This window comes from Pseudomonas sp. BF-RE-21 (assembly GCF_019947305.1).
Taxonomy (GTDB): domain Bacteria; phylum Pseudomonadota; class Gammaproteobacteria; order Pseudomonadales; family Pseudomonadaceae; genus Aquipseudomonas; species Aquipseudomonas migulae.
Genome location: NZ_JAGYGF010000049.1, coordinates 1 through 22,728 on the forward strand (window position 1 = coordinate 1; position 22,728 = coordinate 22,728).

General features: G+C 60.1%; 18 protein-coding genes. 8 read left to right on the forward strand and 10 right to left on the reverse strand.

The window, feature by feature from the left end:
* Positions 1-259 precede the first annotated feature (259 nt).
* Entirely contained in the window at positions 260-2,251 is a 1,992-nt protein-coding gene (locus KGB25_RS23940; RefSeq protein ID WP_192416251.1) for a methyl-accepting chemotaxis protein, read from the reverse strand.
* A gap of 179 nt (positions 2,252-2,430) precedes the next feature.
* Entirely contained in the window at positions 2,431-3,426 is a 996-nt protein-coding gene (locus KGB25_RS23945) for an aldo/keto reductase (protein WP_008043688.1), read from the reverse strand.
* Between the two features lie 118 nt (positions 3,427-3,544).
* On the opposite strand from KGB25_RS23945, the gene KGB25_RS23950 reads away from it, so the two are divergent.
* Positions 3,545-4,471, forward strand: coding sequence for a LysR family transcriptional regulator (locus KGB25_RS23950; RefSeq protein WP_207284394.1), 927 nt, complete (start codon positions 3,545-3,547; stop codon positions 4,469-4,471).
* A 6-nt stretch (positions 4,472-4,477) separates the two neighbouring features.
* Here KGB25_RS23950 and KGB25_RS23955 read toward each other — a convergent pair whose 3' ends face one another.
* Positions 4,478-4,618: a hypothetical protein gene (locus KGB25_RS23955; protein WP_008024803.1), complete on the reverse strand. Its 141-nt coding sequence runs from the start codon at positions 4,616-4,618 to the stop codon at positions 4,478-4,480.
* Between the two features lie 182 nt (positions 4,619-4,800).
* On the opposite strand from KGB25_RS23955, the gene KGB25_RS23960 reads away from it, so the two are divergent.
* Entirely contained in the window at positions 4,801-4,989 is a 189-nt protein-coding gene (locus KGB25_RS23960) for a hypothetical protein (RefSeq protein WP_008024801.1), read from the forward strand.
* 19 nt (positions 4,990-5,008) lie between these two features.
* On the opposite strand, the gene KGB25_RS23965 is transcribed toward KGB25_RS23960, so the two are convergent.
* Entirely contained in the window at positions 5,009-5,380 is a 372-nt protein-coding gene (locus tag KGB25_RS23965) for a hypothetical protein (RefSeq protein WP_008043684.1), read from the reverse strand.
* A 199-nt stretch (positions 5,381-5,579) separates the two neighbouring features.
* Here KGB25_RS23965 and KGB25_RS23970 point away from each other — a divergent pair, with 199 nt between their 5' ends.
* Positions 5,580-7,928, forward strand: coding sequence for an acylase (locus KGB25_RS23970; RefSeq protein ID WP_223436997.1), 2,349 nt, complete (start codon positions 5,580-5,582; stop codon positions 7,926-7,928).
* A gap of 55 nt (positions 7,929-7,983) precedes the next feature.
* On the opposite strand, the gene KGB25_RS23975 is transcribed toward KGB25_RS23970, so the two are convergent.
* On the reverse strand, positions 7,984-8,985 hold the full coding sequence (locus KGB25_RS23975; RefSeq protein ID WP_008036649.1) for a FecR family protein: 1,002 nt from the start codon (positions 8,983-8,985) through the stop codon (positions 7,984-7,986).
* A gap of 97 nt (positions 8,986-9,082) precedes the next feature.
* A complete protein-coding gene (locus tag KGB25_RS23980; RefSeq protein WP_223436999.1) occupies positions 9,083-13,939 on the reverse strand; it encodes a dermonecrotic toxin domain-containing protein in 4,857 nt (1,618 codons plus the stop codon).
* A 183-nt stretch (positions 13,940-14,122) separates the two neighbouring features.
* Between KGB25_RS23980 and KGB25_RS23985 the strand changes: the two genes are divergently transcribed.
* Entirely contained in the window at positions 14,123-15,163 is a 1,041-nt protein-coding gene (locus tag KGB25_RS23985) for an Ldh family oxidoreductase (protein WP_192416258.1), read from the forward strand.
* A gap of 139 nt (positions 15,164-15,302) precedes the next feature.
* Here KGB25_RS23985 and KGB25_RS23990 read toward each other — a convergent pair whose 3' ends face one another.
* On the reverse strand, positions 15,303-15,620 hold the full coding sequence (locus KGB25_RS23990; protein ID WP_008029950.1) for a YqjD family protein: 318 nt from the start codon (positions 15,618-15,620) through the stop codon (positions 15,303-15,305).
* A gap of 165 nt (positions 15,621-15,785) precedes the next feature.
* Here KGB25_RS23990 and KGB25_RS23995 point away from each other — a divergent pair, with 165 nt between their 5' ends.
* On the forward strand, positions 15,786-16,037 hold the full coding sequence (locus tag KGB25_RS23995; RefSeq protein WP_007937833.1) for a hypothetical protein: 252 nt from the start codon (positions 15,786-15,788) through the stop codon (positions 16,035-16,037).
* An 8-nt stretch (positions 16,038-16,045) separates the two neighbouring features.
* Here KGB25_RS23995 and KGB25_RS24000 read toward each other — a convergent pair whose 3' ends face one another.
* Positions 16,046-16,954, reverse strand: a complete 909-nt coding sequence (locus tag KGB25_RS24000; protein WP_207284389.1) for a LysR family transcriptional regulator — start codon at positions 16,952-16,954, stop codon at positions 16,046-16,048.
* An 84-nt stretch (positions 16,955-17,038) separates the two neighbouring features.
* Between KGB25_RS24000 and KGB25_RS24005 the strand changes: the two genes are divergently transcribed.
* The gene (locus KGB25_RS24005) at positions 17,039-17,959 is read left to right on the forward strand and encodes a carbon-nitrogen hydrolase family protein (protein WP_223437001.1); all 921 of its coding nucleotides are present in this window, start codon (positions 17,039-17,041) and stop codon (positions 17,957-17,959) included.
* A 106-nt stretch (positions 17,960-18,065) separates the two neighbouring features.
* Here KGB25_RS24005 and KGB25_RS24010 read toward each other — a convergent pair whose 3' ends face one another.
* Both KGB25_RS24010 and KGB25_RS24015 read right to left on the reverse strand, forming a co-directional pair.
* The gene (locus KGB25_RS24010; protein ID WP_223437003.1) at positions 18,066-19,499 is read right to left on the reverse strand and encodes a nucleobase:cation symporter-2 family protein; all 1,434 of its coding nucleotides are present in this window, start codon (positions 19,497-19,499) and stop codon (positions 18,066-18,068) included.
* A 128-nt stretch (positions 19,500-19,627) separates the two neighbouring features.
* Entirely contained in the window at positions 19,628-20,521 is an 894-nt protein-coding gene (locus KGB25_RS24015) for a LysR family transcriptional regulator (protein WP_008029943.1), read from the reverse strand.
* Between the two features lie 101 nt (positions 20,522-20,622).
* Between KGB25_RS24015 and KGB25_RS24020 the strand changes: the two genes are divergently transcribed.
* Both KGB25_RS24020 and speB read left to right on the forward strand, forming a co-directional pair.
* The gene (locus tag KGB25_RS24020; RefSeq protein ID WP_008036664.1) at positions 20,623-21,714 is read left to right on the forward strand and encodes a polyamine ABC transporter substrate-binding protein; all 1,092 of its coding nucleotides are present in this window, start codon (positions 20,623-20,625) and stop codon (positions 21,712-21,714) included.
* A gap of 21 nt (positions 21,715-21,735) precedes the next feature.
* The gene (speB, locus tag KGB25_RS24025) at positions 21,736-22,695 is read left to right on the forward strand and encodes an agmatinase (RefSeq protein WP_223437004.1); all 960 of its coding nucleotides are present in this window, start codon (positions 21,736-21,738) and stop codon (positions 22,693-22,695) included.
* Positions 22,696-22,728 lie beyond the last annotated feature (33 nt).

A 22,728-nucleotide genomic window follows, 5' to 3' on the forward strand; every position in this document is an offset into this window, starting at 1 on the left:
AGAGGCCGAGTGGAGGTTCTGCGTAGTGGGCAACCCGGCATGGATGCCGGGTTAGCCGCCCCCGGCCATGGATGGCCGATGGCGGCGGGCCCACGGAGCAGGACCGGAGCGAGGGCATGCCGAGCCTTAGCGAGGCACCGAACGAAAGGGGCAAGAGCCCTTGGTTACTTGGGGCTTTTCCAAGTGACTCGCCGTAAGGGCGAAACCCATATCAGCCATCACCAAAACAATGGATATGCACACAAAAGCCTTCAGCTAATCAGCGGACTTTGAACCGCCCCATAATCGCACTCACGCGGCTATTGGCTTCCAGCAACTGCCGGGTATTGAGCTCACTGGCCTGACCGCTTTTCACCAGTTCATCCACCATGTGGCGGATCTGCACCATGCTGCGGTTGATCTCCTCCGTCACCGCACTTTGCTGTTCGGCGGCCGTGGCGATCTGAGTGCTGAGGCTGTTGATATGGCTGACGGAACCGGCCATTTCGTCCAGCCCGGTGTTGACCCGCGCCGTGGCATCGGCCGCTGACTGGCAGCTGGCCTGGGTGTTTTCCATGGCGCTGACCGACGAACTGACGCCTTGGGTCAGGCGGGTGAGCATTTCGTTGATTTCCGAGGTGCTGGCCTGGGTGCGGGCGGCGAGGGCGCGGACTTCGTCGGCCACCACCGCAAAACCGCGACCTTGCTCACCGGCACGTGCCGCTTCAATGGCCGCGTTAAGGGCCAGCAGGTTGGTCTGGCCGGCGATGGCGCCGATTACCCCGAGGATTTCGGTGATGCGCTGGGCGTCTTGCTGCATGCTTTCGACTTTATGGGTGGCGCTGGCCACTTCGTCGATCAACGCAATCACACTGCTGGACGCTTCACCCACCACGACCCGCGAACGGTCGGCGTTTTCGTTGGCGCGTTGAGTGAAAGCGGCGGTTTCAGCCGCGTTCTGCGCCACGCTTTCGGCGGTCGAGCTCATTTCGGTTATGGCGGTGACGGTCTGATCGGTTTCCGAAGCGTGGCGCACCAGAATCTGGCTGGTATGCGCAGAGGTGCGTTGCAGGTTGTCGAGGCTGGACGCCATGGCGCCCGTGGCCTGGGTGACTTCGCCGATCATGTTTTGCAGGTAAGCGATGAACGCGTTGACCGAGTGGCCAATGGCGCCCAGCTCGTCTTCGGCACGAATGGTGATGCGTTTGGTCAGGTCGGCGTCACCGGCGGACAGCGCGTCGATATTCGCCTTCAAGGCTTTCATGCGCTGGATCAGTTGGCGGATCGCATAGATTTGCAGCAGCACCAGCAGGATCACCATCGGGATTTGCAGCAGGCTCAGTGTGCTGAGCACATCGTCGCGCTGCGCGGTGATCAGCTTGGTCGGCAGGGCGGTGGCGAGGAACCACGGCGTGCCTTCGATAGGGCGCATGAAGAAGGTGCTGGCTTCGCCTTTGTTGTCGAACTCGACGCGCTGCGCCTGATCACGGTTTTGCAGGCCGGCCTTCACCTGGCTGGCGAAAGGTGAGTTGCCGGCCAGTTCGCTGATGTTCTTCAGTACGATCGGTCCGCTGATGCGCGAGCTGTTGCTGATGATCTTGCCGTCGGCCTCGACGATGAGCATTTCGGCACCGAGGTCTTTTTCCTTGCGCGCCACCAGGTCGTTGAAGAAACCCAGGGTCACGTCGATGGTCGAGACGCCGTAGGCGGCGCCGTTTTTCTGGATCGCCATGGCGCAGTTGGTGCGCGGCTCGGCGCTGGCGTCATCTTTATAGGCCGCTGCCCAGGCGCATTGCCCGCGTGGGGTTTGCATGCCGCCCTTGTACCAGCTCTGGTCGTAATAGTTAGGCGCGGCGTCGCTGTTCCAGAAGGTATTGACCGCCAGTTTGCCCGAGGCATCGCGATGCCAGAACGTGCTGAACTTGTTGCGTCCCGCTTCACGCTGGCCGGGCAGGGGCCAGATGCCGCCACCGAAGACTTTCAGCTCGCCGTACTGATCGACCAGGCCCGGCAGGACCGTGTCGATGGCGGCGCTGTCGAGCAGGGGGATGGTCTGGGTGATGCTGCGCTGTTGCGCCTGAACCTTGTTCAGTTCGCCCTGGATTTGTTCGGCGACTTCGGCGATGCGATTGAGCGCGACTTGTTCTTCGGTGTGGCGCAGCTTTGGCGCGACCAGTTGGCTGATGCCAACCACGGTGAGAATGGACAGCAGCAGAATGAACAGGACCAGAAACAGCGTGTAGCGAGCCTGAATAGTGCGGAATGCGGGCATGGGGCCGGGTCCTTTTGAGCAGCGATCTTATTGTGGGTATCGGTATGAAACTGGACGCTTCAAAGGGCTATCGGCTGGCTCAAGTTGAGCTTTAGGTACGATCGTACAAGAACGGAGGGAGGTGACGGACGGCGGGATTGCGCCGGCCCGTTCAGGCAATTGAACGGGCCGGACGCAGGTTAACGGTCGAGCAACTTCAGGATTTCTTCCGGGTAACGCAAGCCGGCGGTGGCATTCGCCGGGAAGATCGCTTCCAGCGCGTGCAACTCTTCGCGGCCAAGTTTGATTTCCAGCGCTGCCACGTTTTCTTCCAGGTATTTACGCTGTTTGGTCCCGGGGATCGGGATCACGTAATCACCTTGGGCCAGCACCCACGCCAATGCGAGTTGACCCGCCGTCACGCCTTTTTCCGCCGCCAGGTCCTGCACTTGCCGCACCAGCAGCAGGTTTTTCGCGAAGTTGTCACCCTGAAAACGCGGGCTGAACCGACGGTAGTCGTCCGCCGCAAAATCGTCCGGGCTTTTCAGTGCGCCCGTCAGAAAGCCCCGACCCAGCGGGCTGTAAGGGACAAAGGCAATGCCCAGTCGCTGGCACGCGGCCAGGCAGCCGTTGTCTTCCTGATCCCGGCTCCATAACGAATACTCGCTTTGCAGCGCGCTGATCGGATGAACCTGGTGCGCCCGCTCCAGCGTTGTGGCCGAGGCTTCGCTCAAGCCCAGGTAACGCACCTTGCCGGCCTTGACCAGTTCGGCCATGGCGCCGACGGTTTCCTCGATGGCCACTTGCGGGTCGATGCGGTGCTGGTAGTACAAGTCGAGGGTTTCGACGCCGAGCCGCTTGAGGGTGCCGTCGATAGAGGCGCGGATGTATTCCGGGCGTCCGTCGACCCCTCGGGCGGTCGGGTTCGCCGGATCGCGGACGATGCCGAACTTGCTCGCCAGGAACACTTGATCACGCTTGCCGGCGATGGCTTTGCCGATCAGTTCTTCGTTGGTGTGCGGGCCGTACATGTCGGCGGTGTCGAGCAGGTTGATGCCCAGCTCCAGCGCGCGATGCAGGGTGGCCGTGGCTTCCCGGGTGTCCGTGCCGGTGGTGTAGAAATCGGTCATGCCCATGCAGCCCAGACCGATCGCGCTGACCTGCGGACCGTTTTTACCCAATTGACGTGTTTGCATGAAATCAGCTCCCTGTGAATGTGAATCCCATTGTTAACCTCGACAGAATCCAGATAAACCAGCTAAAACTGCTATCACTATTAGTAATTTCTAAATAATCAGCCGGTACGACTGCACAATGGATCGATTCAACGCCATGCGCGTATTCACCCGGATCGTCGAGCTGGGAGGCTTTGCCAAAGCTGCAGACAGCCTGCAATTGCCCCGCGCCTCGGTGACCATTCTGATCAAACAGCTTGAGGCGCATCTGGGCGTGCAGTTGCTGCAACGCACCACGCGGCAGATCAGCCTGACGCTCGACGGGGCAGCGTATTACCCGCGTTGCGTGCGTTTGCTGGCGGATCTGGAGGAAACCGAAGCGGTGTTCTCCGCCGCGCGTCAAAACCCCAAAGGTTTGTTGCGCGTGGACATGCCCGCAGGGGTGGGGCGCCTGATCGTGATCCCGGCCTTGCCGCAGTTCACGGCCCGTTATCCCTTGATCGAGCTGGAAATCGGTTTGAATGACCGGCCCGTGGACCTGATTCGCGAGGGCGTCGATTGCGTGCTCCGGGGCGGTTCGTCACTGGACGACTCTCTGGTGGCGCGGCCGCTGGTCATGCTGGATCAGGTCACCTGCGCCAGCCCCGGTTATCTGCAACGCCACGGAACGCCGCAGTGCCTGGCCGATCTGGAGGGGCATGAAATGGTGGAGTACGTTTCCAGTCACAGCGGCAAACGTTTCGGACTGGAGTTTGTGGTCGATGGTCAGATACAACCGATCAATTTGTCCAAACATGTGGCGGTCAACAGTGCCGACGGTTATCTGGCGGCGTGTGAGGCGGGGTATGGATTGGTCCAGACCCCGTACTATCACGTAGCCAGGCAATTGAAGGAGGGCAATCTGGTCGAGGTGCTGAGGGAGGTGCCGCCACCGGGGATGCCGTTGGCGGCGCTCTATCCTCCTCACCGTCAGCTGTCGCGGCGGGTACGGGTGTTTGTCGACTGGATGGTTGAGCTTTGCGCGCAGCCGGGAAATGGCTTTGTCAAAGAACATTCAGGCCGCTGAAAAATCCTAACGGTGTTGGTAGTAACCCGGTCCGCCACGGCCGTCGTAATGGTGGCCGCCGTGCCATCCGCCGTGGGGGAAAATAATGCAGCCGCTCAGGGAAAGTATGGCCAGCAGGGGAATCAGCAGTGTGATTCGACGGAACATTTCAAAATCCTCATGGTTATCGCCGCTATGCAGCCAAAAGGCTTCATCGGCTGTAACATGAGACCCCGTTTGCAGCGCCCCATCCCCGGAAAACGGTAGTGGCTTGGCATGCATTCGGATACAAACCCGATACATTTTCAGGTTCGCCTTACGTTTTAGCTTTTTGTTTAAGGAAAAGGGCAATGACCCAGTCGCAACGTTTGAAATACTCGATTCTGATCTCCCTGGTGGTGCTGGGGATCATGTTTGGCCTTTCGTATTTGCAGAATGCCGGGGTCATCAGCGAAAAACTGTTCCAGTACATCGCTATTGGCGTGGCGGTGATCGTGGTGGTGATCAATGGCGTGATGCGTCGCAAGGTCAAGCCCTGAGCGACGCACCACGGGCAGGTTATTCGCCGTGCAATGCGGCGAACGCCTGCGGGTGCAAGCTGTAGCTTTTGTCCGGGTTCAGGGTGATCACGCCTTCGCTGCACAAGCGTTTCAATACTTCGCGCACACTGAGAAAGGACAGCGGAATATCCAGGTCCAGCAGGTGACTGTGGACGCCGCGCACACCCAGGCTGCGATCGCTTTCGGCGGCGGTCAGCAAGGCGTCGATGACTTTCAGGCGGATCAGGCTGGTGCGCAGGCCGAAGCTCTTGAGCAGTACCCGGATCCGTTCGTTGCTGTGTCGTTCAGTACGCGGATTGAACAGGCCCGAGCCCATGGAAGTGCCCATTGGCGCAGCGCTACCGTCCGTTGGCAGTTGCGAGTTGTACATGCAAAATCTCCTTTTCAGAGCCTGAACCGGAAAGATGTGTTGGGTGCTCTTACTCAATAAGACGTACGAGCCACCCAAATCATGAAGGATCAGATGTAGAAATTTTGTTGCCATCACGTCAGAAGCTTGTAAACCCCCGCAGAAACGCCCTCCAGCGGCCTAAATTTTTGTCATGAATTTCGTTCCTGTAGGAGCGAGTGTGATTATTACCAGGCAGTTAACCCGATTGAGCCTTGCCGCCGTGTTGGTGGGCTTGAGTCTTGCGGCACACGCGCGCAGCCAGCCGGATGCTTCGGCGACGGCCGATATCCGCCGGACCAGCTTCGGCGTGCCGCATATTCGTGCCGACAACGAACGTGGCCTCGGCTACGGCATCGGCTACGCGTACGCGCAGGACAATCTGTGCCTGCTGGCCAATGAGATCACCACGGTGAACGGCGAGCGTTCACGTTATTTCGGCCCGGAGCAGTTCACGGTCGAAGAGCGTGAAAACCAGGTCAGCGACGTATTTTTCAACTGGTTGAATACGCCGCAAGCCGTCGCTGCGTTCTGGCAGGCTCAAACGCCGGAAGTCCGCGACCTCATTGAAGGGTATGTGGCCGGTTACAACCGCTCGCTGGCGGAACGTCGCGCGCAAGGTTTGTTGCAGCAATGCCAGGGCGAATGGGTGCGGGACATCACCGCGCAGGACCTGGTCAAGTTGACCCGGCGGCTGTTGGTCGAAGGCGGCGTCGGGCAGTTTGCCGAAGCGCTGGCCGGTGCCACGCCGCCCAAAACGGTCGCGCAGAATACGCAGGCCTCGGCGCAGTTCCAGCTAGCCGCTGCGCGCATTCAACGCTTCGCGCTGGATCGCGGCAGCAACGCAGTCGCGGTGGGCAGTGAACGCTCCTTCAATGGCCGTGGCATGTTGTTGGCCAACCCGCATTTTCCGTGGGTCGGCGGGATGCGCTTCTATCAGATGCACCTGACCATCCCCGGTAAACTCGATGTGATGGGCGCCGCGCTGCCCGGTCTGCCGATGATCAACATCGGCTTCAATCAACACCTGGCCTGGACCCACACCGTGGACTCGTCCAAGCATTTCACCCTGTATCGCCTGCAACTCGATCCGAAGGACCCGACCAGCTATTTGCTCGACGGCAAGTCGCTGCCGATGAAGCAGCAGACTGTGACCGTGAAGGTGAAACAGCCTGACGGGCAGACCCGGTCGGTCTCTCGCGTGGTCTACAGCTCGCAATTCGGCCCGATCGTGCAATGGCCGGGAAAACTGGACTGGGATAACCAGTTCGCCTACAGCCTGCGCGATGCCAACCTCGATAACGACCGGGTGTTGCAGCAGTGGTACGCGATGAATCGTGCGGTCAGCCTCAAGGAATTGCAGGCATCGGTTCACAAGATCCAGGGCATCCCGTGGGTCAACACCCTGGCGGCGGACGATCAGGGGCAGACGCTGTACATGAACCTGTCGGTGGTACCGAACGTCAGTGTCGACAAACTGGCCGCGTGCAGCGATCCACGGGCCGGGTTGCAGATGATCGTGCTCGACGGTTCCAACAGCGCCTGTGCCTGGGACATCGACCCGGCGGCGGCGCAAAAAGGCATTTATGCCTCGGACACATTACCGCAGCTGTTGCGCAAGGACTTTGTGCAGCACTCCAACGATTCGGCGTGGATGGCCAACCCGGCACAACCGCTCACCGGTTTCTCGCCACTGATCAGCCAGGACAGCCAGCCGTTGGGCCTGCGCTCACGTTTTGCGCTGGATCGCCTGGGCACACTGAACAAGGCTGGCCCGATTGCCGCGACCGATCTGCAACAGATGGTGATGGACGATCAGGTGTACCAGGCGACTCAAGTGATGCCGGATTTGTTGAAATTCTGCGCTGAAGACCTGGGCGCCGATGCGCCGACGCTCACGCCGCTGTGTGCCAGTCTGAAAGCCTGGGACCGCAGCGCGAACCTGGACAGCGGCGTGGGATTCGTACATTTCCAGAATGTCATGGAAGCGCTACAGGAAGCGCCCGATGTCTGGCGTGTGGTGTTTGATCCGAAAGACCCGCAACACACGCCTCGCGGCCTGGCGGTCGAGCGGGTGGAAGTTGCCAAGGCTGTGCGCGAGGCGATGCTGGCGTCGGTGGAATCGGTCAACACATCGGGGCTCAAGACGGACAGCCGCTGGGGCGATATCCAGGTGGTCAGCAGCGGTGGCCAGCAGACGCCGATTCACGGCGGACCGGGCACCCTGGGCGTGTATAACGCGATTCAGAGCGTGCCGAGAACCGACGGCAAACGCGAAGTGGTCAGTGGCACCAGCTATTTGCAAGTGGTGACGTTCGACGACAAGGGGCCGCAGGCCAAAGGGCTGTTGGCGTTCTCGTTGTCCAGCGACCCGGCCTCAAAGCACGCCAATGACCAGACGTTGGCCTTCTCGAAGAAACAGTTGAGTGTGTTGCCGTTCACCGAACAGCAGATCACTTCGGACCCGCAATACCAGGCACAGACAATTCGCGAGCAGGATGAAAAAGCCGCGAAGGTGGCCAAACAGTAAATCGAACAGTGTTTGCGTTCAGAAAGAAGGCCGCACCCCGCAAGGGTTGCGGCCTTCAGCTTTTAGGCGGTTGCTGCGGCATGGAGTTGAGAACCGGATTGCCGTCCTTGTTGCGGGTCAGGTAGACCGGCAATACCTTGGGCAGCGTCGCCACAAGGCTGTTGAGTTCCTTGATGTTGTAGATGCCACCGAGGCGGATTGAGCCGGTGCTGCTGTCGGCGACCATCACCGGGGTGTTCAGGTAGCGATTGATCAATGGCAGGGCTTCGGACAACGCCAGGTTATCGAGCACCAGTTTGCCGTGACGCCAGGCCAGCGAGCTGTCGTTGGCGTAGGTCTGGCTGATTTGCGGCGTGAAGTCGCCGTGTTTGTAGCGCGCCTGCATCGATGGCTCAAGCCGCAGGCCATCACCTGGCAGGTCATTGTTGCTACTGACCAGAACCGAACCTTCGATCAGGTTGACGCGCACCTGATCCTCGTACATCCAGACATTGAACTGGGTGCCGGTGACCCGGATTCTGCCTTCCGCCGCCCGAACGATAAACGGGTGGTTTGCGTCGTGGCTGACTCTGAAGAAAGCTTCGCCTTTTTCCAGGCTGACGCGACGCTGATCCTTGTAATTGCTGTAAGTCAGCTCGGTGCCAAGGTTCAGTTCGACCTGGCTGCCATCGCTCAATGTGACCTGGCGGACCGTATTGCTGGCTTCGAAATGCTGGTACGAGTTGGGAATCCAGCCCAGGCTCCACCCGCTAAAAGCCGCCAGCGGCAACGCCAGGGCACACACGGCGGCAGCGATGCCGAACGTGCGCCAAGGCGTTGTGGGTTGGAGGCGAGCGACGGGCATGACGGCTTCGGGACGAGGCAAATCTCCCGCGACATCCCAAATCTCCAGCATGGCCTCGTACTCGAACGCATGCAGTGGATCAGCGTCAAGCCACTGTTCGAATGCTTGCCGTTCCTCAGCCGTGCAGTCGGTGGCGTGCAAACGCATGCACCAGTGCGCAGCGGCATCGGTGATGGCGTCATATTGGGCTTGCGAGAGAGGGGTGTCGGTCATTGACTCATCCTGATTTCCTGCATTCTAACCTTGAGGGCAGTCTGCGAGAACAGCCGTCATGGCATTTACCCATCAAACGGCTGTTTATTTTCTGGACTCAAGGTGTATTGACGTGTAACTCGCGGCCGAGATGACTGATTAACCAGGCCACGCTGTCGGCATTTCCAAGTTGTACCGCCAGCCGGGTCAGTGAGTTCCTTTTGAAGGTCTCGCGAGCACCGCTCAGGTTTTCTGCACCGGTCAACGTCAAAAGTTGGGCTTTTACCCGGTCAGTGTTTTCATAAGTCGTACTTCCCGGGTCTTCCCACACGCCGGTGTCGGCATCCTGGGTCATGAACAATTGTGTGTAAGGTGTCTTGATCGACAGTGCGGTGTCCTGAGCATCGGTCAATGCATTCTTGAGATCAGTGGCGGTCGCGCTGGCCGTGCCGATCAGGTCGGTGAAAGGTCTGCCAGGGTCAAGGTAGGAAATGTCCTCGGTATTACAAACAAGGTGTGAAAGCTCATGCAGGAGCGTTATCGCCCGGGCATGCGTGTGGATCGGGAAGGCCGTGTCGGTAAGATATTGGCGGTAATGCTCGAAACCGGGATCGAAGAATTTTTCTGCCAGATAGATTTTCTTCTCGGTGTCATTCGGGATGGTGAGGCCGAATGTACTGTCGGCGCCAGCGTTTACCCGGCCGACGACAAAACGGTCGGACCTGGCCTTTCTGAGCGTAGGGTCCAACAACGCGGTAAACATGTCGCCCACGACCTTTTCCAGTTTCTCGACATGCGCCGGCAACACCTCAGGCACTTCAATGAAACGCTTGATGAGTTGATGCACGGGGGTGTCCGTGTCGTTGGTGTTCTTCAGCAACTGCAGGTTTCGAAAGCTGTTCCAGGCATAGCTCGTTGCCTGGTCAAGCGCCTGGTCGATCTGCCGAGCCTTGTGCGGGTAAAAACGTCGTATCTGTCGCATTCCATGGGCGTCGATGTTCATGCCCTCCCAAGCCGCTGCCAGAGTATCCAGCCGACGGATAAGGCCGAATTGCGGCGTCGGTGTATCCCGGTCGAGCACCCATTGTTTCGATTCGTTTTGCCGTAGATAAGGGCCAAGCGTCTTTGTGTCGGCGATGCGCCAGTGGGTGCCGCGTTTGGTCACCGGAAACACTTTGCCTTCCACCGGCCCGTAAAGTTGCTTGGTCGTCGGATGTGCGTAGAGCCCGGGCGTTGAGTCGGGCTTCAGCGAACCCAGGTCGACGTGGAGGTTTTCATGACGCTTCAAGCCTGTGCGCTCGGGGGCGGTCACCTTGATGTCCTGCCATTTGCAGCGGGCATCGGTTTTTTCCGGTGGCGGTTCGGCTGGCGTGGAAGTCGGCGGTGCGTGAGTGTCCAGCGATTGGCGCAACGAAGCGAGTTGAGCAATGCCGCTGATGAATTCTCTGAGGGCCGCACCCCATTTGTGCGTTTGCAGGTCTTCGGCGGATTGTTTGATGTCAAGGTAGCTGTGGTACACCGTGACGGGGTAGGCGAGCTTGCCCATGAAAAATGAATACGCCTCGTGCAGGTCCTCGCCCAGAACGTGCTTGATGGTTGCCCATGCACTCTGCTTTTGGTTATCGGACTGACAACCGAGCAACCGACCCAACAACGCGGCATTGTCATGGAACAAGTGCCCGAACAGGTGCCCCTTGATCGGGTTGGACGCCAGCGTGACTTCGGTATCGGCATTGCCCGTGGCCACAGGTGCGGCTCTTGTAGCCCGGTTGCTGCGCGTTGCCATTCGGGTTTCGAGCAAGATCCGCTCGGGTTGCGGCAGGTTCATGAGCACCCAGTCGAGCAGTGCGCCGCGGGTCTTCAGTTCTGCCAGCAGCTGGGTTTCGCTTTGGTATTCCTTGATCCCGTGCCGTGGACTGTGAGGGGCGACAAGCACCTGCGGCGCCGTGCTGTCGGCCGATGAACAGATCAGATAGACGCCTGGCACTTTGACGGTTTGTCCGCTCCTGACACCGAGGAACTCCAGGGGCCGGATGATCGCGTGGGCGCCATCGACGGCTGCACGGGCGATGGCGTCTGGCATGTCCATGACCTGGCGGATCAGATCGAACCCGGTTTCGCTCAGGCGCTCCAGCAGTTTTTCAACGTGGGCGTGGTGCATCAGTTGCCAGGGCAGTTGCGTGTAAAAACGCTGTCTGCGAATCGCGTTTGCCTCGGTGTCTGCGAGGGCCGCGCTGAGTATTTTCTGCTGATGTTCACCCGGTTTCAGGTTGCGTATCAGGTCTTTGATGTAGCGTTCGTCCATGCCCTCCGGAATGACCGTGGTGTCCAGCGACGTCAGTTTGAGCGAGACAGTGTCCAGGTCCTTGAGGTGAGCCAGCGCAAAATCGGTCAGGGTCTGTTTGCTGGACGCGGACCAGGGGCTGGCGCTGATCTCGACCTGGACCTTGTCCGGATCAATGTTGAACGTGTCGGCCTTGAGTTGTTTTTCCAGTTCATGGTGGGCAGTGCGCTGCAATGAGCGGATGCCGGTTAGGTAGTCCTGATCGTCTTTGACGTTGTGCAGATATTGCTGAAGCAATTCGCCATGCAGGATCAAGTCTTTGATCGGCGCCTTGGCCAGCCAGGCCGGCAGTTTTTGCTGGGTGATCAGGGACTGGGCAATGCCGCTCGCGCGACTTAGCCCGGTCATCGGCTCACGCAGGGCCACCAGGTTCAGCAGACTGGCCAGCGGCGCGGGGGAGAGCGGGGTGGTCAGCGCGCGGGTGACGAAGGTCTGGTCCAGATCAACAAAGGGCCTTTGCACACTGTCGAGAAAATGCCCATGGACTTCTTGCAGCGGCGCCAGTGTGTAGGCCCTGTCTGGCACTCGCTCGCTACGGCCGAGGTTTTCCAGCAGCATGGAACGATGATTCTTGTCTTTAAGGCGTCGTTCGAGCTCTTCCTTTAGCGGCGTCAGTACCTTGAAGGCTTCAAATCCCAGTGCCGGCGTCCACAGAATGGCCTTGCCTGAGTGCAGCGGATCCAGGCCGCCGCGTTCAGTCAGGACAAAACAGCTGGCCAGTTTCAGTGGGGTTGCCGCGGTGCCGGCCTTCAAAGCCAGGGAAAAGACCTCCGGTAAAAAGCCGTTCAATGCCGCTCGGTCCGCGCTTGTAGGCGTATCGAGCACGGTTTTGATGATCGCCTGTTCCGCCGCACCCAGGGTGCGTGAGACGGCGCGAAGCTTCAATTCACTGCGCAGTGCCGTTGACAGTGTGTGGGTAAAACTCGATTTCAAACCTGCCAATGATGAACTGACGAGGCTTTGCGCCGCGGCGAACGTGCGGGTTGTTGTGGGAATGACCGGGTGTTTTTCAAGGACTTGATCAAGCGCCTGTTCGACCGAGCTCAGCAGCGACAGCTCCTGTTTGGCCGACTCGGCGCGCACGGTGGCCGGCCGCGCATTCACGCCATGGTCCGGTCGAGTGCTCCAGCGTCCCACGGCTTCAGGCAGCAGCAAGCGGGGATCGATCAATGCCCGGACGTCCAGGGCATTGTCGAGCAAGGCATGAGGGTCCAGCGTGCCTTCGCTTTCACGGTAACGGCTCAAGGCATGGCTGAGGTTTTGCCGTTGTTTATCAATGATGTCAGTCATCACGCCTGCAAACACCGGGCCGACGATGGGTTCACCGACGATCACCCGATCGTTCAGTACCAGTCCAAGAAACGTGCAGCGTTCGTTCAATGACATGAACTTGAGCAGCGTGTCTTCATGCTCTGCGCTGTTGAGCATTTGCAGGGCGATTTTTTTCACTGCTGGCAGGTTGCTTGTGGCCTCGATGCCGCGGGACGGGCTGTACAGGAAACCCAGCGTGTTCGCGCCGCCGATCATCAAGGTCGAGGCAAGCTCTGCGAATTGTTTGAAGGGGGCGGTGAACCGCACTTTTTCGATGCGAAGGGGATCGACCGTGGCCGGGGGGAGGCTGACATTCATCAGTCGCAGGTATTGCTCTGTCGTCAAAGTGCCCTGCTGGTGCTGGTTTAACAGCCTTGCGTGAAAAGTGTCTTGCAGGCCCTCGGTGAAAAAAGCCCGGCGCGACAAGCCATTGCTCATGAGCGAGTCCCAGAAGGTCTCGAGCAGGCTGTACAGGTGAGGCGTAAAACCTTGCGCGATTTTTTTTACCGCGCTTTCCCAGGTCTGGTTGTCGGCATTGCTGCCGGTGGCGTGCTCGGGATGGGTAAACACCCTGGAGGCCCCCGTCGGCCACTGATTCGTCAGGTAAAAATGCAGGAGGGCCTCGCTCAGTGACATCGTTGCAATCCCATGGGGCGTTCCACGTTGATCAAACGCAGAACCCGTACTGACAAAACTGTTCAGCCGCGTCAGACGCTGGTCCAGTTTGGGGAATGGCTTGGACAACGCGTGCTTGAGGACCTCGTCCAGCATTGATTGCAAGGTGGGCATCTTGACCAACTCGTCCGCCATCGCCTTGAGGTTTTGTTCCTGCTGTTGCTTGAGCGTGAGTTCCTGGTCTTCGAATACCGCGCCTTCGATTTCCTGAGTGGAAATATCGAGTGCAGCGGCGGCGGCCAAGGGCAGGCGTTGTTCGATGGAGTGGAAGCGCAACAGCTCACTTTTTTCAGTGGCCTGCGCCAACCATTCTTTGAGTTTGCTTTTGAGGTCGGCCATGCCCGCGAATTTGACCAGGCCTTTGCACGGTGTGAAGAGCGTGACCGCGCCATTATTGGGCCGGCTCATGGCAAAGGCACCGGCCAATGGAATGCCGGCCTTTGCGGGCAAAGACAGCAGCAGTTGGAAGGCCTGCATCGGTTTTTCATGGGCTTTGCGGGCTGCCTGGGTCGGCTTATAAACCGTGTTCAGCCAGTCCAGATCGTCCAGGGTAAAGCCTAGCTCGGTTTCCCGTTCGCCAAGTAGCGCGGCAGTGGATGCAGACAAGGCTTCGTCAAAAAAATACGGCAGTGCAGGTGTCGTCATGATATTTCCTCGATGGACTGCGGCGGTGTTCAGCGCAGATCGTTGGGTCGAGGGGCAACAATAGGGGGCGGGAAAAGGCGGGGTGCGGTACATATTGCTTGCGCGAGAGACTTGACAGGAAGCCGGTAAAAAAGCGCTTAATCGACCTGTCGCCCGCCTCTAAAAATAACACTGGAGCTTCAGATGACCGCTTCGCCTGAAATGGCAGTCAGTTCGGCCAACTCAACCCTGGATTTTGATTCTCTCGTCCTTTTGCTCGAACGCATTTTCGTTCGTCACGGCACCTCTGCCGAAGTCGCCAGGGCACTGGCCCTCAACTGCGCCGGTGCCGAACGCGATGGCGCCCACAGTCATGGCGTGTTCCGCATTCCCGGTTACGTGTCGACGCTGAAAAGCGGCTGGGTCAATGGCCAGGCCGTGCCGGTGGTTGAAGACGTGGCGTCGGGTTTTGTCCGGGTCGACGCCGGCAATGGCTTCGCCCAACCGGCGCTCGCCGCCGCACGCGCCTTGCTGGTAGAGAAGGCCCGCAGCGCCGGGATCGCGGTGTTGGCGATTCGCAATTCCCATCACTTCGCGGCGTTGTGGCCGGACGTCGAGCCGTTCGCCTATGAAGGGCTGGTGGCGTTGAGCGTGGTCAACAGCATGACTTGCGTGGTGCCGCACGGTGCCGATCGCCCGCTGTTCGGTACCAACCCGATTGCCTTCGCCGCTCCGCGCGCGGACGGTGATCCGATTGTCTTCGACCTGGCCACCAGCGCCATCGCCCATGGCGATGTGCAGATCGCCGCACGCAAGGGTGAGCGCTTGCCCGCGGGCATGGGCGTGGACGGCCTCGGTCAGCCGACCCAGGACCCGAAAGCGATTCTGGAGGGTGGGGCGTTGCTGCCGTTTGGCGGGCACAAAGGTTCGGCGTTGTCGATGATGGTGGAGCTGTTGGCGGCGGCGTTGACCGGCGGCAATTTCTCCTTCGAATTCGACTGGAAAAACCACCCTGGCGCCAAAACGCCATGGACCGGCCAACTGTTGATCGTGATCGATCCGAGCAAGGCCGCCGGGCAGAGTTTTGCCGAGCGCAGCCAGGAACTGGTGCGGCAGATGCACGGTGTGGGGCTCAAACGGTTGCCGGGTGATCGCCGCCATCATCAGCGCGCCAAGTCCAACGCTGATGGTATTCAGCTGGATGCGGATACGCTGGCGAATCTGCGCGAACTAGCCGGAATCTAGCGTCAAAACACGGACTTTGTAGGAGCCGGCTTGCCGGCGATGGCGGCGGATCAGCCGATGTAGATGTTGGCTGATCGACCGCTATCGCCGGCAAGCCGGCTCCTACAGTGACCGTATTTCAATACGTGTTATCGCGGGCTTAACGACGGCCCAGCAACAACCCGACAACCAAACCGAAACCAGCGGAAATCGCCACGGTTTGCCACGGATGACCACCGATATAGGTTTCTGTCGCTTCGACCGCAGGCAGGGTCCTGTCACGAACGCGGGTTACCGAGTCCCGCGCCTGCTGGAGTTTCTGGGCGATTTGCCCACGGAGCGTGTCCGCTTCCTCACCGACCAGCGAGGCACTGCTTTTCAGCAATTTTTCCGACTCTTCGATCAGCGCCTGAAGCTCGCTGAACGCTTGATCCTTGATTTGGTCTTCGGCGGCTTGTGCGGCGGTTTTCCGAGCCATTGGGATACTCCTTGCAGGTGAGTGGGCAGTGAACAATGGAGTCTGCGGCGATTGAAAAAGTTGCAGCGATTTTACCTGCGCAGGCCCTCCAGTAGAAAAATCCTGCGCAGGACATTTCTTCCTACAGTGTAAGATGTCGCCTATTTACGCAGCAGGTAACTCCCCATGAGCTTCAATCTGGCCGACAAACCCCTTGCCGAGCGCGCAGCGCTTGAAGACGAGAAATCCCGTCTGTTCGAACTCTGGCAGAACAACCTGGGCAAAGCCAAAGGCGAGGCCGCACGCTTGTTCGGCGAACGCGCCAAGCGCAAAGGCAAATGGGCCGAGTGGGTCCGTTCCGAACTCGACGGCATGTCGCCTCCGGAATTCGCCAACATGGTGCGCAGTGAAGTCAATCGGTTGATGGCGGCCAAATAAGGCCGGCCTCACGCAAAAATCGCGACAATCGCCTCACGCACTTTCAACACCACCGGATCGAGCTGCGTGCTGGTACGCCAGCCCAGCTCGATCGGGTAACGCGGCAATGCCAACGGGCAGGGCAGCAACGTCAACCCGCTGAGTGCGGCGATGCTGCGGGCGGCATGTGCCGGGATGGTCGCCACTGCCTGGCTGCCCTTGAGCAGATGCGGCAACGCCGCGAAATGCGTGGTCGAAGCGCATACCCGCCGGCTCAGGCCCAACGCGGCCAACCCTTCGTCGGTGATCCCGATAAAACCACCCGATGACACCAGAATATGTTCACGGGTGACGAACTCCTCAAGGTCGATGGTTTGTTGTCCCGCGGCCAGACTCGTCGGGTCAACCAGACACAGATAATCGCCTTCCCCCAATACCTGACGACTCAGCAACCGTTCGGCAAACCCGCCGGCCGTGATCGCCAGGTCGATGCTGCGCTCCATCAACGCGTGGGCGACGATCTGGCTGTGGGTCTGGCGGAAGATCAGCCGTAACTTCGGCGCGCAACGGTCGATCTCTTCGATCAAGCGGCGGCCGTAGGCAATTTCGAAATCATCCGACATGCCCACCGTGACCGAGCGGCCTTCGTAGTGATGGGCGGCTGGATCGACCATTGCCAGGCTTTGTCGGCATTTGTTCAGCGCGTCGCTGACCACCGGTTTCAACTGATTGGCCTTGAGCGTCGGCGCAAGACCTCGGCCGGTGCGCACAAACAACTGATCGCCATACACCTCGCGCAGTCGGCGCAACGCCGCGCTGACGGCCGACTGCGTGACGCCCAGACGCAACGCTGCACGGCTGGCGCTGGACTCCTCATGCAAGGCTTCGAAGACTTTGAGCAGGTTGAGATCGACGGTGGCGATATTCATTGTGTTCATATCATTCAGCAGCGAACGGGGCTTTATTCATGATCCGGTAGCGCCTGAGAATGAGCAACACCCGATTCGAATGGAGTTACTGCAATGCCCAAGTCAATCGTTGCTGCACTGCAAATCGGCGCACTGCCCGGCGGCAAGGCCGAGACCCTGGAGCAAATCCTCTCGTACGAAAACGCCATCCTTGAAGCCGGCGCGGCGCTGGTGGTCATGCCCGAAGCGTTGCTCGGTGGTTACCCGAAAGGCGAGGGGTTCGGCACGCAACTGGGTTATCGACTGCCGGAAGGTCGAGAAGCATTTGCCCGGTATTTCGCCAACGCCATCGACGTCCCGGGCGTAGAAACCGAAGCGCTGGCCGGGTTGTCGGCGCGCACCGGGGCCAATCTGGTGATTGGCGTCATTGAGCGCGCCGGCAGCACCTTGTATTGCACCGCGTTGTATTTCGATCCGCAGGCCGGACTGGTCGCCAAACACCGAAAACTGATGCCCACGGGCACCGAACGGCTGATCTGGGGCAAGGGCGATGGCTCGACGTTACCGGTGATCGACAGCCAGGTCGGGCGGATCGGCGCTGTAGTGTGCTGGGAAAACATGATGCCGCTGCTGCGCACCGCCATGTACGCCAAAGGTGTGGAGGTGTGGTGCGCACCCACGGTGGACGAGCGGGAGATGTGGCAGGTGAGCATGCGCCACATCGCCCACGAAGGGCGCTGCTTTGTGGTCAGTGCCTGTCAGGTTCAGGACTCGCCGCAAGCGCTGGGCGTAGAGATCGCCAACTGGCCGGCGGACCGACCGTTGATTGCCGGCGGCAGCGTAATCGTTGGCCCAATGGGCGACATTCTGGCCGGGCCGCTGCGCGGTGAGCGCGGCCTGCTCACCGCCGAAATCAACACCGACGACCTGATCCGCGCGCGTTACGACTACGACGTCGTCGGCCACTACGCGCGCCCGGATGTGTTTGAGTTGACCGTGGATGAGCGCGCCAAACCCGGTGTCCGCTTCCTCTGACACACCACCCCCTGTAGGAGCCAGCTTGCTGGCGATGGCGGCCGAATAATCAACGCAAGTCTCACGGCCGCCATCGCCGGCAAGCCGGCTCCTACAGAACGGCGGGCTAACCTTTGGCCGGGACATCCGGGTTTTCCATGACCTGGAGGATCGAGGCTTCCGGATCGAAATCGTCTTCTTCCAGCTCGATGAATTCCTCGGGCAGGAAGATGTTCAGCACGATAGCGCACAACGCGCCGACGGTAATCGGCGATTCAAAGATGTTATGCAGCGCCTTGGGCAGCTCGCGCAACACCTCCGGTACGGCTGCCACCCCCAGGCCCATGCCGAGGGAAATCGCCACGATCAGCATGTTGCGACGATGCAGGCCGGCTTCGGCGAGGATCTTGATCCCGGCCACTGCAACGGTGCCGAACATCACCAGTTCAGCGCCGCCGAGCACCGGTTTCGGCATCAGTTGCAGCACCGCGCCGATCATCGGGAACAGCCCCAGCACCACCAGCAGGCCGGCAATGAAAAACGCCACGTAGCGGCTGGCCACGCCGGTCAGTTGAATCACGCCGTTGTTCTGCGCGAAGGTCACCATCGGCATGCTGTTGAACACTGCCGCCATGGCCGAGTTGAGGCCGTCGGCGAGCAGGCCGGATTTGATGCGGCGAATGTAGATCGGGCCTTTGACCGGCTGCCGGGAAATCATCGAGTTGGCCGTCAGGTCACCGGCAGCCTCCAGCGGCGACACGAGGAAAATCACCGCCACCGGCACGAACGCCACCCAGTCGAAGTTGAAACCGTACTTGAACGGCACCGGCACGCTCATCAGCGGTACGTCGGGCATGCTGGCGAAATCCACGTGGCCCATGAGCCACGCCACGAGGTAACCGAGGGTCAGGCCGATCACGATGGCGCCCAGGCGCAGGAACGGCACATCAACACGGTTCAGCACCACGATGGTGCCCAGCACCAACGCCGCCAACGCGAGGTGACTGGCGGCGCCGAGATCCGTCGCGCCGAAGCCGCCGGCGATGTCGGTCATGGCGACTTTGATCAGCGACAGCCCCATCAACGTGATGATCGTCCCGGTTACCACAGGCGTGATCAGCATCCGCAATTTGCCGATGAACTGGCTCAACACCACTTCGATGAACGCGGCGAAAAAGCACACGCCAAAGATTGTCGAAAGGATCTCATCAGTGCCGCCGCCGCGGGCCTTGACCATGAAACCGGCGCTGAGGATCACACTGATGAACGAGAAACTGGTGCCTTGCAGACACAGCAAACCGGAACCGATCGGGCCGAACTTGCGCGCCTGGACGAAGGTGCCCAGCCCCGAGACAAACAGCGCCATGCTGATCAGATAGGGGATTTCGCTTTGCAGGCCGAGGGCGCTGCCCATGATCAGGGTCGGGGTGATGATGCCGACGAAGCTGGCGAGGACGTGTTGCAGGGCGGCGAAGACGGTGGCGGTCAAATGAGGGCGGTCGTCGAGGCCGTAGATCAGGTCGTTGTGGCGCGGGGCAGGGGCTTTTTCAGAGGCGGTCATGGTGGTTTGCGTGCCGAAAGGCGGGCCGGGTCAGAAAATGGAGGCGCAGGATGCCAGAAAATTCATCGACTTACACAAAACCCTTGTGGGAGCGAGCAAGCCCGCTCCCACAGGGGATTTTCGGTGTATTAGGTGAACGCTGCCAGCAAATCCTCTTCAAAGGCTTTCTGCGCATCCCCCGGCACCTGCGCACGGTGGCGGGCGAGGTGGAATGCCACGTCGAAACTCATGTCGCTGCGGCGCACAGCCCTGAGCAGTCCTTTGTCTTCCCAACTGCGGGCAAAGTGGCTGGGCAGGTAACCGACATGCTTGCCGGACAGAATGAAGGCGAGGGTGCCTTCGACCTGTTCCGAGCGCGCCGAGCACCGCTTGCCCTGAAAGGGCTCGTCGCTGCGCAGAAAGCGGTAAGGGTGATCCACCCGGTCGCACGCCTGCAACGCTTGATCGTCCGGCGCCTCGTCGGTGAACAGCGGATGGCCGGCGGCGCAATACAAGTGCTGGGTTTCGCTGAACAGTTCGCGGTAGTCAAACGCGCTCTGCACCTGTGAGAAATAGCCGATCGCCAGGTCCAGCCGTTGTTGCAGCAGCAAGCGCTCCATCTCGCCAGGCATGGCGCTGATCAATTCGATACGCACCGACTCATCGCGTTCGCGAAAGCGCCGGATCGCCTCGGCCACCCGTTGCAGCACGGATTGATCCACGGCTTCGGACAGCCCCAGGCGCACCTCGCCGATCAGCCGGCCGGCCACGCCATTGGATTGATGACGGAACGCTTCAATGGATTCGAACAGTCCGCGTGTCGCGGTCAACAGTTGTTCGCCTTTGGGGGTGATCCTGAATCCGCCCTTGCCGCGACTGCACAAGCGATAGCCGAGTCGGGTTTCAAGCCTGGCCATTTGCTGGCTGATGCTCGACTGGCTCAGGCCCAATTCACCCTGGGCTGCGCTGAAACCGCCGCATTCCACCACGCTGACGAACAGGCGCAGCAATTGCAGATCCACATCGTGAAGCTGGCCGAGCATCAAACATTACTCCGCAATAAAGTCAGGGTAACTGACTTGGTATTTTTCCAATGTATCCGACGACGCATGCTGGGGCCACTTCCTCTGGTCAGGTGTTCGTCATGGCTCCTCTATTCAAGCTGTGTTTACCCGCGCTGTTCCTTGCCGCCTCCGTGTCGGCCCATGCCGAGGAGAAGGTCGTCAATCTTTACAGTTGGGCCGATTACGTGGCCCCGGAAACCTTGCAGCGCTTCGAGCAGGAAACCGGCATTCACGTGCGCTACGACACGTTCGATTCCTCGGAAGTCCTGGAAACCAAGTTGCTCACCGGCGGCAGCGGCTATGACGTGGTGGTGCCGTCGTCCAGCGTGCTGGCGCGGGGGTTGGCAGCCGGTGCGTTGAAGGCTATTCCCCACGAAGGCCTCAAGGGCTACGCCAACCTCGATCCGGATTTGCTGGAAAAACTCGCCGCGGTCGATCCCGGCAACCGCTACGGCGTGCCGTACACCTGGGGCACGCTCGGACTCGGGATGAATGTGGAAGCGGTGAAAAAGCGCTTGCCGGATGTGCCGCTCAACAGCCTCGACTTGCTGTTCAAACCCGAATACGCCAGCAAGCTGAAAGATTGCGGCGTGGCGATCATCGATTCGCCGCAGGAAGTGATCGGCCTGGCGCTGCACTACCTCGGTAAAGATCCCTACAGCACCGACAAGTCTGATCTGTCAGCCGCCGAGGCGTTATTGCATCAGTTGCAGCCGAATGTGCTGTATGTCGCCAGTGGCCGGCAAATCAACGACCTGGCCAACGGCAGCGTCTGCCTGGCCTTGACCTACAACGGTGACGCGAGCATGGCCGCCGATCAGGCGCGCAAGGCCAACAAACCGTATGAAGTGGCGTACCGGATTCCCAAGGAAGGCACGCTGGTCTGGCAGGACAACCTGGCCATCCCCAAGGACGCGCCGCACCCCGAAGCCGCCCGCGCCTTTATCGAGTTCATGTTGCGTCCCGAATCCGTGGCGGCGCTGACCAACACGCTGTTCTTTGCCACGGCCAACCAGGCCGCCACACCGCTGGTGGATGAGGCAGTACGCAGCGATCCCGACATTTACCCCCTCGCCGATGTGCGCGAGCGGTTGTACGCCGACCGCAGCATGAGCCTCAAGGACATGCGTCAGCGCACCCGTTTGTGGACCACTTTCCGTAGCCGCCAGTAAATAAACAAGAAGGAGCACCTGATGGACGTCCCAGTGCAAAACGATCAGGCCATGACCCGCGACAGTCTCTACGGGACTGCCGCCGAAAGTACCTACGCCGGTATCACCAGTTTCATGCGTCGCCGGTACAGCCGCGACTTGCGCGGTGTCGATGTGGCCGTCAGTGGCGTGCCGTTCGATACCGCCACCAGCAACCGTCCCGGCGCGCGTTTCGGACCGCGCGGCATTCGTGCGGCGGCCACCGGGATCGCCTGGGAGCGGCATTGGCCTTGGACGTTCGACCCGTTCGATCATCTGGCGGTGATCGACTACGGTGATTGCGACTTCGATTACGGCTCGCCGCAGTCGGTGCCGGAAAGCATTGAAGCCCACGCCGAGCACATTCTGAATGCCGGTTGCGCCATGTTGACGTTCGGCGGCGATCACTTCATCAGTTATCCATTGCTCAAGGCACATGCCCGTAAACATGGGGCGCTGTCGTTGATTCACTTCGACGCGCACAGCGACACCTGGCCGGATGAAGAGGGCAAGCGCGTCGATCACGGCACGATGTTCTGGCACGCGGCCAAGGAAGGTCTGGTGGACCCGTCGCGCTCGGTGCAGATCGGTTTGCGCACCACCAATGACGATCCTCAGGGCTTTCAGGTGCTGGATGCGCGACAAGTGCATCGGCGTGGGGTGGACGCGATTGTCGAAGCGATTCGCGCACGGGTCGGCGACAACCCGGTGTACCTGACGTTCGACATCGATTGCCTCGACCCGGCGTTTGCACCCGGCACCGGCACACCGGTGTGTGGCGGTTTGAGCACTGTACAGGCGCTGGAAATCCTCGGCGGCTTGCGCGGGATCAATCTGGTGGGGATGGACGTGGTGGAAGTTGCGCCGGCCTACGACAGTGCGGACATTACCTCACTGGCGGCGGCGACGTTGGCGATGGAGATGCTGTGTTTGTATGCGGCGAAGCATAAGGTCGATCGGTAGTACGGATTTGCGGTGTTCGTGATGACGCTTTCG